Annotated in this window: 11 protein-coding genes; 8 read left to right on the top strand and 3 right to left on the bottom strand. The window is 67.3% G+C overall.

Features of this window, described 5'->3' with window-relative positions; translation table 11 throughout:
* Position 1 precedes the first annotated feature (1 nt).
* Together AC07O0_RS09455 and AC07O0_RS09460 are read right to left on the bottom strand one after the other, a co-directional pair.
* Positions 2 to 898, bottom strand: a complete 897-nt coding sequence (locus tag AC07O0_RS09455; RefSeq protein WP_494622243.1) for a hypothetical protein — start codon at positions 896 to 898, stop codon at positions 2 to 4.
* 188 nt (positions 899 to 1,086) lie between these two features.
* Positions 1,087 to 1,593 carry a c-type cytochrome gene (locus tag AC07O0_RS09460; RefSeq protein ID WP_494622245.1) on the bottom strand — a complete coding sequence of 169 codons (507 nt, stop codon included), beginning with the start codon at positions 1,591 to 1,593 and terminating at the stop codon, positions 1,087 to 1,089.
* 301 nt (positions 1,594 to 1,894) lie between these two features.
* Here AC07O0_RS09460 and AC07O0_RS09465 point away from each other — a divergent pair, with 301 nt between their 5' ends.
* From AC07O0_RS09465 to AC07O0_RS09500, 8 genes are all read left to right on the top strand, one after another.
* Complete coding sequence (locus AC07O0_RS09465; protein ID WP_494622247.1) at positions 1,895 to 2,506, top strand: OmpA family protein; 612 nt, start codon at positions 1,895 to 1,897, stop codon at positions 2,504 to 2,506.
* Positions 2,507 to 2,569: 63 nt separating this feature from the next.
* Complete coding sequence (locus tag AC07O0_RS09470) at positions 2,570 to 5,512, top strand: DUF2169 family type VI secretion system accessory protein (RefSeq protein ID WP_494622249.1); 2,943 nt, start codon at positions 2,570 to 2,572, stop codon at positions 5,510 to 5,512.
* Entirely contained in the window at positions 5,502 to 6,569 is a 1,068-nt protein-coding gene (locus tag AC07O0_RS09475) for a pentapeptide repeat-containing protein (RefSeq protein WP_494622251.1), read from the top strand. Before AC07O0_RS09470 ends, AC07O0_RS09475 begins: the two co-directional genes overlap by 11 nt.
* An 11-nt stretch (positions 6,570 to 6,580) precedes the next feature.
* Positions 6,581 to 6,985: a DUF4150 domain-containing protein gene (locus AC07O0_RS09480; protein WP_494622253.1), complete on the top strand. Its 405-nt coding sequence runs from the start codon at positions 6,581 to 6,583 to the stop codon at positions 6,983 to 6,985.
* 38 nt (positions 6,986 to 7,023) lie between these two features.
* Entirely contained in the window at positions 7,024 to 8,517 is a 1,494-nt protein-coding gene (locus AC07O0_RS09485) for a DUF3540 domain-containing protein (protein WP_494622255.1), read from the top strand.
* Positions 8,518 to 8,612: 95 nt separating this feature from the next.
* Positions 8,613 to 9,179: a DUF3540 domain-containing protein gene (locus AC07O0_RS09490; RefSeq protein WP_494622257.1), complete on the top strand. Its 567-nt coding sequence runs from the start codon at positions 8,613 to 8,615 to the stop codon at positions 9,177 to 9,179.
* Entirely contained in the window at positions 9,176 to 10,960 is a 1,785-nt protein-coding gene (locus AC07O0_RS09495; RefSeq protein WP_494622259.1) for a tetratricopeptide repeat protein, read from the top strand. Before AC07O0_RS09490 ends, AC07O0_RS09495 begins: the two co-directional genes overlap by 4 nt.
* A 107-nt stretch (positions 10,961 to 11,067) precedes the next feature.
* The gene (locus AC07O0_RS09500; protein ID WP_494622261.1) at positions 11,068 to 11,763 is read left to right on the top strand and encodes a transglutaminase-like domain-containing protein; all 696 of its coding nucleotides are present in this window, start codon (positions 11,068 to 11,070) and stop codon (positions 11,761 to 11,763) included.
* Between the two features lie 583 nt (positions 11,764 to 12,346).
* Here AC07O0_RS09500 and AC07O0_RS09505 read toward each other — a convergent pair.
* Positions 12,347 to 13,162 carry an IclR family transcriptional regulator gene (locus AC07O0_RS09505; RefSeq protein ID WP_494622263.1) on the bottom strand — a complete coding sequence of 272 codons (816 nt, stop codon included), beginning with the start codon at positions 13,160 to 13,162 and terminating at the stop codon, positions 12,347 to 12,349.
* Between the last annotated feature and the right edge of the window lie 29 nt (positions 13,163 to 13,191).

The raw sequence follows: 13,191 nt of genomic DNA on the forward strand, positions 1-13,191 counted from the left end.
GCTACGCCAGGCTGCCATAGGCCAGACCGTGTGCGCCGTAATACATCAGGAAGAAGAGCAGGAGGGCGCCGACATAGGTCGCGGCCTGCTCCAGCCCGCCGATCCGGTAGGAGCGGATGCCGCTCTGCACGGCGTGGTTGATCGTCGTGTTGCCCTCGATCACGGCGACGCCGAGCGCGGCGATGATCATCAGATGGCCGACCGCATCGACCTTGCCGAAGTCGATGATGGCGGCGAGGAAGATGCCGAGGAGCATTGCGGCGACCAGGCGCTGGCTGAGCATGCCGAACAGGAGCAGGAAGGCGGCGACGAACTCTACGAAACCCGCCAGCATGACATAGATGTGATGGTTGATGCCGAGCGTGATGCGCTCGTGCTGGGCGAGCAGCGGCAGCGTCCAGGACGCATAGGCCCATTTTTCCGCCGAGGCCCAGAGCAGCGTCTGCGCCATGGCGGCGTAGAGAATCGACAGGGCGTAGGGCTTGAGCCGCGCCAGCCGCAGCGAATGGATGATCAGATAGGCGGCGATGCCGAGAAAGAGCGGATAGTCCATCAGATGGAAGCCGCCATATTGCGCGACCGCAAGGCCATAGAGCACGACGATCCCGAAGCCGGCGATGAAGGTCGTGCGCCACCAGATCGTGCAGAGGGCCAGGAAGAGCTGGAACCAGGAGACGGCCTGGCTGTCGGTCTTCAGCTCGGGCGTGAGCAGGATGCCGCCGAGCAGCCAGAGACAGAGCAGGAAGGCACCGAGGCCGACGCGCATGATCCCAGGCGCGATCGCCTTGAGTGGCTCGAACAGGGCATCGACGGCATCTTCGACGCCGCCGGCGCTCATCGCGCGATCAGCGACGAAGACGGTCGCGATCAGGAGGATCGACAGCAAAAGGGCGATCACGAAAGGGATCGAGAACACCTCCCAGAGCGCGGCCGGCGGAACGGCGACATTGTATGGCGCGAACCATTTGACATGCGCCTGTGCGGTCCCCGCCGAGGCGCAGAGGGCCGCCAACACAAACAAAGCAGGCGCAGGCCGAACCGTTCGCCGCCGGAACCAGGCGCCTGCCGCTGGAGGAAAGGATCGCGTCAAAGCCCGGCCTTCGCGGAAACCTGGGTTTCAGCCGGCGTGCAGACGGCCTGGAAGGTCCAGTCGGCGCCGGCACGGCGCTTGAGTTCTTCGTCCGGCCACCAGGACATGACGTAAGCCAGCACCGAGACGATCTCCTGATCCGAAAGGATGCTGCGGAAGGCCGGCATGGCGATGCGGCCATCGGCCGTGCGCGCGCCGGCCGCGACGCGGAAGAACAGGTCCGCATCGCTGTGATTGGACGCATGGCCGCTCTCGTTCAGCGCCGGTGCCGATTGCGGATCGTTGCGCCATCCGGCCGCGCCTCCGAGAAAGGTGCCGTGACAGCTCGCGCAGTTGGCGCGGTAGAGTGCAAAGCCCGCCTCCCGCTCGGCATGGCTGGCGGGCTGGGCGATACGGAACTCGGCTGGACGCAGGCTCTGCCGCAGCAGGAGCGAGCCTGCGGCGAAGAGGAAGACGACGCCTGCGATTACGAAGACCGCAGGCAGCACCGACGAGAAGGCCATAGCACCCGCCGCAGACGGCTCGGCGATCGGAGACGCTTCAGCCTCTCCGTTCAAGCGCACAGGCGTCTCATCGCCCAGGACCTTCGTCACGGACGGTCTCTCGTCAGCGGCCGGGAAATCACTCCGGCACGTCTAGAGCGGAATTCTGACAGTATTGTTTCAATATGTCGGCTAATTACTTCGCTATACGTTTTTTCAAATATAGGCAGATTCAGTGCCGCTGCGTCCTCACAATAACCGGGCCGTCATCGTCCTGTCGTCACCGGCATCGTGTTCTGTCGCGTCGACATGAGGGGGAGCAATGGCGGCGAGCACGCAGGTCAGATCGAAATTCGTCCAGATCGGCCTCTACAGCGCCGCGATCATCGCGGGGCTGGCGGTGCTCGCCATGCTGTTGCCATGGCTGCTGCCGGCGCCAAAACCGACCCAGCCGGTCGTGGCGCAGCCCGCCCCGGCGCCCGCACCACGCCCCGGGCAGCTCGAACGGATCCGGGCCGCTTTGGCCGAGGAGATCAAGGCGGGCTCGATCACGGTCGACCCCTTCGGCGGCTGGGTCGCGATCCGGGTCGGCAATCTCATCACCTTCGCCTCGGGCCAGGCCACCGCCCTGCCCGGCTTCGTGCCGGTGGCGCGCCGCATCGCCGGCGTGATCGACGGCGAAAAGGGCTCAGTGCGCATCGTCGGCCATACCGACGACCAGGCGGTCACGGCCGGCGGCCCCTTCCGCGACAACCAGGCGCTCTCAGTCGCACGCGCCGAGGCCGTCGCAGCGCTGATCCGGCCGGCCTTGCGCGAAGGCGGGCGCCTTGCGGTCGACGGGCGCGGCTCGGCCGAGGCGATCGCCGACAATGCCAGCATCGAGGGGCGCGCCCGCAACCGGCGCGTCGAGATCCTGATCACCCGCGAACCCTGAGCAACGTCGTCAGCCTGTCGTCTACCCGCCCTAGCGTCACCTGCGAGCCACCAAGACAGCTTCATGCCGACGATCATCAAACCACGAAAGCTCGGCATCCTGACCAAGGTCGAGCGCCGCGGCAGCTCGGCGACGCTGGTCGTCTCGGCGCTGGGGCTGTTCTCTCTGCTCGAGCCCAGCGATTTCGAAACCGACACCGCGCTCTGGCCGATGGCGATGGAACAGATGCCGGCGGGCACGATCTTCGACGCGGCGATGCCCAAGCCCTGCGGCGAGGTCCTCGTCGCCGGCTTCGCCAGGGCGCCCGGCGGAGAACCGGTTCCAGCGCTTTCGCTCGACATTGCGCTCGGCGCGGTCCGCAAGCGCGTCGCCGTGTTCGGCGACCGGGTCTGGCGCCAGACCGCGGGCGGGCCCGTCTTCGAGCCGCCCAAGCCCTTTGCCGAGATGCCGCTCGTTCCCGAGCGCTGCTTCGGCGGCCCCAGCCACCCGGTCAACCCGCTCGGACGCGGAGCGGAGGCGGCCGGCCGCGTCGATGCAGGCGAGATCGTCCTGCTGCCGAACATCGAGCGGGCCGAGCGGCTGATCCGCACTGCCGAGGACGCCCCCGAGCCAATACGCCTCGGCCCGATCGATCCGGCGCATCCGTCCCGCCGAGCGCTGGCCGGCACCTATGACGATCACTGGCTGAAGCATGGTTTCCCGGGGCTCGCCGCGGATGCCGATCCGCGCCTGTTCTGCGTCGCGACGCCGGATCAGCGCGTCGAAGGCTATTTCTCCGGACAGGAGCCTTACCGGCTCGCAGGCTTCTCGGCAGAGCATCCGGTGATCGAGGGCGCTTTGCCGGGCATGCGCGTGCGCATCTTCATCGCGCGCAGCGACGGTCTCTTCGAGCTGCCGAACGTGCTCGATACCGCCTGGCTCTTCCCCAGCGCCCACAAGGGCGTGCTGATCTATCGCGGCGCCTGCCCCGTCGCCGACATCGACGGCGACGACGTGACCCATGTCATGCTCGCCTATGAGCGCCTCGCCGACGAACCGCGCTCCGTCGAGCATTACGTCGAAGCCTTCCGGCTGCGCAGCGATCCGGCCGAGAAGACCAAATATGTGCTCGCCGACGCGGCGCTCTCGCCCCTCCCCGACCCCGCCGCGCTGGAGCGACGCCGGCTTGCCCGCATGGCCCATCACGAGCGCCAGCGCGAGCGGACCGAGAAGGCGCAGCGGCTCGTGCTGCGCGACGCGCTCGACCGGGCCGGCCTGCCCGCCGCCTTCATGCCGAACCTGCCGCCGGCCGAACCGCCGCCGGCCTGGATGCCCTCGCCAGAGGAGATCGCCAGCGGCGAGATCGACTTTGCCGCCCTGTTCGAAGGCACGCAGCAGCTCCAGGCGCAGATGGACGAACGCGGTCGCGAGCTGGAAGCCCAGGCCCATGCCATGGCGAGCCGCGGCGAACGCTTCCGCCAGACCGGAGAGCTCGGCGAACTCGACGCCCTGCTCGCCGAACTCGACCTGCCTGAACAACCTAACCTCGCTGCGATCGCCCTGCCGCCGGACTTCAAGCTGCCGCCCAGCACGGTCGATCCGGAAGCGTCGCTGCGCGAGGCGCTACAGCGCTTCCACAGCGGGCTTGGCACAGCGCTTCTTGCCCCCGCGCGCGACGGCCTCGCCGGAGCGCAGGCGGCTCAGCGCGACGATCTCGACCCGGAGGCGATGGCTGCCGACAAGGGAGAGCGATCGGCGATCCAGTTGCCTGCCGAAACGGAAGCGGCGAGCGACAAGCTCAGACGCGCCTTCCCCGATCTGGCGCCGCCAGGACAATCGCTCGACGAGCTTCTCGGCACGCTGCTGGCGGGCGACATCTTGCCGGCCTCCACGGAATCCGCCGACCCGAAGGCGCAGCTCGCCCGGGCGAGCGCGCAGCTCGACCAGCTCGAGCCGCAACTCGGCGAAGCCATGGCGACGATGCGCCGCGTCGCCCCGCAGCCGATCCATCCGATCACACCGTTGCCGCCGGGCGCGGCACTGCGCTTCGGCCAGGCGATCGCAGCGGCGAAGGCGGAGGGCCTCGCCGGCCGCGACATGGCCGGCGCCGACCTTTCCGGCCAGGATTTCAGCGGCCTCGACCTGAGCGGCGCCTTCTTCGAGCAATGCGACCTGCGCGGCGCGCGCTTCCTCGGCGCCAACTGTATCGGCGCGGTCTTCGCCGGCGCCGACCTGCGCGAGGCCGATTTCTCGCAGGCCAATCTGCTGGAGGCCAATTTCGGCGCGGCCGACGCCCGCGGCGCCCGCTTTGCGGGAGCCGATCTGCGCCGGGCACAATGGCTGAAGAGCCAGGTCGCGCGATGTGACTTCGCCGGCGCGCAGCTGGAACAGGCCAACTTCATCGAGACCGATCTGGCGGACGTCTCCTTCGCCGGTGCCCGGCTCGACCGGGTCACGATCCTCCGCTCGGACATGGCACGGGTCATCCTGGCCGATGCGGTCATGGAAAGCTGTGCGCTGGTCGAGGTCAGGGCGGAGGGGCTCGACGCTCGCAGGCTCAAGGCCTTCAAGCTCTCGGCGGTGAAGCTGGAGGCGGCGGGCGCCGATTTCTCCGGGGCGCATCTGCAGCAAAGCGGCTTTCACGCGGGCTGCGATCTCACCGGTGCACGCTTCGACGGCGCCGTCGGCATGAACGGCTCCTTCCGGGGCGCCAGGCTGATCCGCGCCAGCTTCGCACGGGCGAGCTTCAACCGGGTCGATTTCGGCGAGGCCGATCTCAGCGAGGCCGATCTCGCCCTCGCCTCGCTCAAGCAGGCCTCGCTTGGCAAGGCGATCCTGCTGCGGGCGGACCTCTTCGGCGCCAACCTGTTCAACGCCCAGGCGCGCCGCGCCCATCTCGACGGCGCCCGGCTGCTACGGGCCAATCTCTATGGCTGCGATCTCTCGGACGCCTCGCTCGTCGGCGCCGACCTGACGCAGGCGCTGCTCGACAAGACCCTGTTCGGGACGCCCGCCGATGCGCCGTGAGGATTTGCTTGAGCGCGTCGAACTCGGCCTGCCGGTCGAAGGCGCCTCCTTCGCCGGAGCGGATTTCGGCGGCATAACGCTGGATGGCGCGATCCTGATCGGCTGCGACTTCTCCGGTGCCCGCTTTCGCGAGGCGCGGCTGAAGCGATGCCAGCTCGTCCAGTGCCGTTTCGAGCGGGCGGATTTCAGCGGCGCGGACTTCGACACGGTGCAATGGCCGCGCTCCGGCTTGACCGCCTCGTCCTTCGCCCGCGCGACGCTGCGCGATTGCCAGTTCGCCGAAGCCGACGCGACCGAGGCCGATGTCACTGGCGCGAAACTGGTCAGCACGAGCTTCGCCCGGGTCGATCTCTCCCGAGCCTGTTTCGCCGGGGCCGAGCTGACGACGGTCGCACTGATCGAATGCGCCCTCGCCGGCACCGACCTGTCGGATGCGACGATCCGCGGCCTGACGCTGGTCAAGGGCGATCTGCGAACCGCCATCCTCGATGGTACCGACATCGATACGATGTTCGCCATGGAGGCGGATCTGTCGGCTCGTGACCTGCGCAAGGTCCGGCTGTCGCGCATCAACCTGATGAAGGCGCGCCTCGCCGGCTGCAATCTTCAAGGCGTCGATCTCTCGCAGAGCCTGTTCCTCGAAGCCGATCTCTCGCACGCCGATCTGTCGGGAGCAAAGTTGCCGATGGCGCTGATGGTCGGCGCCGATCTCACCGCGGCGAAACTGGTTGGCGCCGATCTCACCAGCGCGAATTTCTGCGAGGCGAAGCTCGCCGGCGCCGACCTCTCCGACGCAAGGCTAAGCAACGCACTGTTCGAACGCGCCGACTGCGCCGCGGCTCGCTTCGAGCGCACTTTGCTCGACTATGCGCAATTCCCCTATGCCCGGCTCGACGGCGCCTCCTTCATCGCGGCGCGCTTCCATCGCACCAGCCTTCACGCCGTCTCGGCCGAAGGCACGCTGTTCCAGCATGCGACCGGTTCGACCCTTCCGACCGATCCACAGCGCGCCGCGGCCGATCTCTACGATCCGGCGCGCGTCGCGGCCCTGGCCTGAGGAGGCACGCGATGGTCTTCGTCAACTCCTCCGGACCGATCCCAGCCGTCGACTTCGCCTTTCCCGATGTCTGCCTGACGCCGGCGGTCGTGCCGATCCCGGTGCCCTATCCGAACCTCGCCCTCGCACCGACGGCGATCCCGACGCAGCTCACCACCTTCCTAACCTGCATGCCGGCGCATAACCTCCTGACCACCAAGCCGATGAGCCTCGGCGACCAGCCCGGCGTCCTGCTCGGCGTCGCCTCGGGCTTCGTCATGGGGCCGGTGAAGCACGCGATGGGCTCGGTCACGATGTTCCTCGGCGGCCCGCCGGCCACGAAGATGCTCAACCCGACCATGCAGAACGGCATGAGCCCGAACATCGTCGGCGTCACGCTCGCCCCCAGCCAGGTCACCACGATCTGCCTGTCCTGAGACAACGGCCGCATTTCTGATCGCACGGGAGAGCACCGATGATGCCCGCCGCAACCACCTCGACCCCGACCTCCGGCATCATGCCGGCGTTGCGCCCGGCGACGGTGGTCGCCCGCACCGGTGACCGGCTGCTTCTCCGGAGCGAGACTGGCGAGGTTCCGGCCTGCGTCGCCCTCTCCTGCCCGCTTGCGCCGAAGATCGGCGACGAGGTCCTGGCCTGGGCTTGCGGCGAACGCTGGCACATCCTCGCCGTGCTAGGCCGGAGCGCACAGCCGGAACGGCGTAGCCGTCCGCATGGCCTGGAAGGCACAATCGACGGCGAGGCGAAGCCGTTGCCGCCGGTGCCGTATTACGAGGACGCCTCGGTCACCGAAGGCGAGGCCGCGGCCGGCCGGCCCTATACCCGCATCGACGTGCCGCTGAAGCCCGACGAATTCGGCAGCGGCACCTATCTGCGCCTCGGCGCCTATGTCGAGGGCGAGGAGGGCTCGATGATGCCCGACCTCTCGCTGTCCAAGAGCACCGCCTCGAACACGACCAAGACCGAGCCGAGCCCGGACCTGTCGCTGACCGCGCTGCTCAGCGGCAAGAACCCCTATGTCACCGTGGCCGAGACGGCCAACGAGGCCAAGGCGAGCGACGCGACCAATGCCGATGGCAGCGTCAAGCAGGGCTATCTGAAGCGCGGCGACAAGTTCGTGAAGAACAAGGCCGGCCAGATGGAACTGATGACCATCTCGACCAAGGCGACGACGACCACCTCCTCCGGCGACGGCTTCCTCGGCAAGACCGATTCCGACGTCAACCTCTCCGTCGGCGGCGGCATGCTGGTCGACATCGTCAAGGGCCAGACCACCAACGTCTCGGACGGCGACATCAAGTTCACCGCGCCTGCCGGCGTCTTCGCCGTGAACGCGCTCTCCGGCGTCTCGATCACCGCCGGCACGCCCGACGCGCCGGCCAACATCTCCCTGCTCGCCTATGGCTATGTGAAGAACGAGGCCAAGGGGCCGCTCTCGGAATGGCTCTACTCCACCTCCGAGAAGAAGACCTATGGCACCGCCAAGGAGTGGTTCTACGGCGAGAAGTACACGGAATTCCACGGCTACGAGGAGAAGAAGTTCTTCGGCGTGTCGACCAGCTATTTCCTCGGCGACCAGATCTCGACCAACCTGGCCGCGCGCATCAACATGACGCTGGCGGCGACGCTGACGCTCGCGCTCGGTGTGGAGTTTCGCCTCAACGCTGCGATCGATCTCAAGATCAATCTCGCCATCGACATGAACATCATCATCGGCGTCGCCTTCAAGGGCGTCATCGGCTTCGACACGAAGGCGGTGCTCGGCTCGGACTTCAAATACGTCAACGGCCTGGACTTCAAATGGGTCGGCGTCGACGGCAAGAAATTCGGCCTGGAAGTGAAGAATGCCGACATGACCGCCTATCTCAAAGCGGTCTCGGTGGGGGCAAAGTCAGTTAACGTCAACAAAGTTGATACCAAAGTTGAAGTTGGTTTCCTTTTCAGATCATGAGTCAAACTTTGCACAGCCTCTTCACGACGGCCAAAGCGTCAGCAGGCGTGAGCTCCGCGCCTTTCCGCGAGGCGGGTCAACTGGATTCCGCGCGCGTGCTATCGATCGCCGGAGAACGCATTCTCATTCAAGGCGAGGCGGGCGCGCGCGAAGCCTTGCGCGCTTTCTCCTGCCTGATCCGGCCGCAAGCCGATGACGAGGTCTTGATCGTCGCGTCCGGCGAGCGCGTCTTCGTTCTCGCGGTTCTCACCCGCGCCGGACTCGGCGACGCAACGCTCGCCTTGCCGGACCCGGCCGCGAGCCTTGCCATCGCGGCGCCGAGCATCGCTCTCAATGCCTCGGTCCGGCTCGGGCTCGACGCGCCGGAAGTGACCGTGACCAGCCGGCGCTTCCATCTGGTCACCGACGTGCTGACGCAGATCTCGCGGCTGGCCTCCGTCGTCGGCGACGCCCTGACGACCGTGGTCGGGCGGCAGTCGACCGTGGCGCAGCGCATCGAGGTGACCTCGCAGGAGCGCAACACCGCGATCGCCGGCATCGACGCTGAGCGCATCGGCACGCATCTCTCGCAGACCGAGCTCACCACGGTCAGCGCCACCGTCGAGACGCACCTGGCGCGCGACGATATCCGCCTCGACGCCAAGCGCGTGACGATCGGATGAGCGTGCCGGCAGCCGCCATCAGCCATGCGAGCAGGGTGCGGGCCGGGCTGAAGCGCCTCTCGGAAGGCCGCGCCGACGAGGCCGAGGCGATCCTGCGCGAAGCGCTCGCGGCCCGGCCGGACGATCCCTGGGTGCTGAACGGGCTCGGCGGCGCCGCGCTGCTGCGGCGCGACACGGCGGCAGCGGAAAGGCTGATCGGTGCCGCCGCGAGATTATTGCCGGGCGAGCCCGAGATCCTCGCCAATCTCGCAGCCCTGCACACCGAATGCGATCGCCTCGACGACGCCGAAACCTGCCTCGACGAGGCGGTCCGTCTCGCCCCCCGCCATGCCGGCATCAGGGAGCGCCGGGCCGAGCTTCTCCTGGCGCAGCGGCACCCCTCGCAAGCAGCCGCCGAGGCCCAGCAGGCGCTGGAATGCGATCCCGAGCGGCCGCGCGCCTGGCTTCTGCGCGGGCTTTGCGCGCTCGCCGCCTCGGACCGGCCGCTCGCCATCGCCTGCTTTGACGAGGCCGTCGCCCTCGACGAGGCCTGCATCGAGGCCTGGCACAACCTCGCTGAGGCCCATGCCTCGCTCGGCAATGAGGCGGTCGCAATCGACAGCGCCGAGCGGGCCTATCTCCGCGCTCCATCGGATCCGGTGCATATCGTCACCCTGGCGCGGCTCCTTGCCGCGCGCGATCCCGGCCGTTCGGGCGACCTGATCCGGCGCGCGCTCGCCCTCGCACCGGGCTTCCTGCAGGCGCTGGAACTGCAGGCGCTGACCGCGACGGATGATGCGACGGTCCGGCAGGCCTTTGCCGCACTGGCCGCAGCGGCGCGCGAGAACGGAACACACAGCGGCCCCGCCTTGCTCGCTCTGGCGCGGGCGCTGGCCGGCGCAGGGCGTTTCCCGGAGGCGCTGCTGGCAAGCGAGCGGGTGGTGGCGATGCAGCTTCCCGAGGCCCGCCCGCTCCGACATGCCTGCCTGTTCGCGCTCGGACGTTTCGACGAAGCCTATGGCGACTTGCCGGAGCCTCGCCAGGGGATCGACGCGGTGATCATCCCGCCCGACATGCCGCTCGGCGAGGTCGTCTTCGCGCTGCGCCTGCTGCCGGCGCTGACAGCTCGAGCCGGCCGGGAACTGCCGCTGCTGGCGCCGGCCGCCCTGCATCCATTCCTGGCGCCGCTCGCGCCGGTCCCCCCGCATCAGGAAGGCACGGGCATCTCGCAGCCACTCGTTCTCGCCGAGGCGATGGCGCATCTGCGCGCCGATCCCGCCACGCTCGCCATGGCAGCGCCCTACATCGCAGTCGAGCCCGGCCGCGCCCAACTCTGGCGGGATGCGGTCGCCGCATTGCCCGGCCCGCGCATCGGCGTCGCCTGGTCGGCTCATCTCCCCGGAATGGGGCTGGAGGACCTCCTGGCCATTGCCAAGCCGTTCGGCACGGTGGTGAGCTTGGCGATGGGCGCAGCGCGGGACGAGCTCGCGCGTGCGCCCGATGTCATCGATGCCGGCCATCGGATCGCCGGGCCGGAAGACCTTGCCGCCGCCATCGCCGCACTCGACCTGGTGCTGGCGCCGGATTGCCTTGCCCTGCACCTCGCCGGCGCGCTCGGCCGGCCGGGTATCGCGCTGCTGCCGCGCGCGCCGCACTGGATCTGGCAGGAAGAGGCGAGACGGGCGAGATTCTATCCGTCGCTGACGCCCTACCAGGCCAATCCAATGTCGGATACGGCCGCCTCCCGCGCGGAACTCGAGCGGCTCCTGCGCATGCGTCTCGCCGCCGAAGCGGAAGCATGACGTCGGGAGCTCGCCCGCCAGCCGAGCAGGTGCAGCTGACACTCGATCTCGTCTACGCCTTCGATCGGCCGGCGCATCATCTCGATATCGAGCTTCGGGTGCGGCCCTTGCTCGCCGCCGGGGCCGATCTCCCGCCCATCCGTCTCGCCAGCGAGCCGGACGCTCGCTTCGAGCCGCCGGAAGTCGACAGAAACGGCGGCGTCGTCGACAGGCTGACGCTCGCCGGACCGGTCTCTCGCCTGCGCCTCAATGCCAGCTTCGATCGTCCCGTATATCCTGATACAGCCTTGCCTGCTCTTGCTCCGACTGCAGCGGATCTTGCGCTGGAAGGGCTGGTGGATGCGACTGGTTCCACGCTTTGGCCGCGGGTCCTCGCCCATTTCCGCGACAGCTGGCGCTACAGCGACGATCCGCGCGACCAGCCACAGACTCTGCAGGAAATCGCGCAGCGACGGACGGGCTCCTGCGAAGCGATCGCGCGTCTCGCCGTCGAGGTCATCCGGGCTCGGGGCATTCCGGCCCGCTTCGTTGGCGGCTACCGCCTCACCGGCTCGCATAGCGATGTGCGCCCGGTTCGCCGCCATGCCTGGATCGCGATCTGGGAGGGCGCGCGCTGGCGCATGCTTGACCCGCTCGCTCAATCTGGAACGGGAGATTGCCTGATACCGACGGCATTCGCCAGCCGGCTTCCGGAAATCGCGACGATTCAAGGCAGCTTCAAGGGCGCGGGAGCAGCCAGGCTGACTGTCTCAGCTCATGCCAAGCGACATATAACGACGATCGAAAACGGCCACTCACCGTGACTGTTATCGGCGCTCGGTTCGGAGCCGAACCTACGCTGATGCCACCGATTGCCTCCCTATTCCCACTCAATTGTTTAAAAACCATATAACTCATTGATGTTACTGACAAATATTTTCTGCCGTCGAGAAAATTCCGACACTGGGACCGTTAAAAAGTTACGGCTTTGATTTTAAAGAGAAAATCGTCAAAAAAATATTTTTGAGGCTTCGCCGACTATCGGGGCCAGCCCGTTGTTTTTTGATCGCACAGCGTTCAGCGATATGCCCGGCGGCGCCTCGGAAAGTACCGTCAGTAAGCCATATCACGCCTAGAAGACCGATGCCATCGGGTCTCTGCGCCGGCTGCATTGGGTAGTAGGCCCAGAGTTCTATGCGCAACCTTCAAATTAAAGGCGCCGCTTCAACCGTTGCGAACGTTGGCGGCAACGCCCGAAGCGCGGGAAGAAGCTGCCTATTTCTATCACATCATCAAGCGTAGCTTGAGCAGGTTGAGTTCTCGGGCGGCGGCGCTCTCGCCGCTGGTGTTCGCGACACGGCGTGCAGCCCAGTACGCGGACGTGAGCTTTCGCTCACACTCCGAGTGTCAGCGCAAATCGGCCGCCATGCGCGCCGCGCATCGTGTCACGGCTGCGATCCAGTCCCGCTGCTGATCGATCGGGCTCGTCAAAAGCGCGGAGATGGTCGAGATGCCGACGGAGGCGATCACCTCTTTGTTCTCGCTCAGGACCGGGGCCGCGATGCAAGCGAGGGGCGCCCGCCCCTCGGCTCGGTCGAAGGCCACGCCTGCGGCACGGATATCAATGCTTTCCGCCTCCAGGGCCTGCCGGTCGCCGAGCGTGGAGGGCGTATACCGAATATAGTCGATCTCCTCGCTCAGCTTCGCCCGCTCCGGCTCTGGGAGGAAAGCATAGATCGATTTGCCGATCGCCGAGCAGTAGAGGGCCTCAAGCTCGCCCGGTGACTGCTGTACCGCAATCGGCCCCGAAGCCATGTTGACCTTGACCAGAACGGCCTTGCCCTGGTCGAGGATTCCCAGATGGGAGGTCTGCCCCGTGGCATCCGTCAGCTCCTGAAGGAACGGCTTGGCCCGTTCCGTCAACTGTTCGGCCAGGGATGGGCGGCGAGCGAGCTTCTCAAGCGCATCTCCCAGGGAATAGGCTTTCAACGCCTCGTGCTTGCGCAGGAACCCCTCTGCCTCGAGACTTTGGAGTAGCCGCAGCGCCACGCTGCGCTCGAGCCCGAAAGCCTGGGCGACGTCGCGCAGCCTCACAAGGTCCGGCTGCTGCGCCACGAACTTCAGGATGCGCAAGCCTCGGGCAAGCGTCTGCAGCGGCGCGTCGCCGCGGTCTGCTCGCCAGGCGGCTTTCCCGCGAGGCTCATTCGGCGTGATGTCATCCAAATCCACGCTCCGTTGCTACACTATTCGCA

This window comes from Allobosea sp. GW821-FHT10B12, from assembly GCF_059415545.1.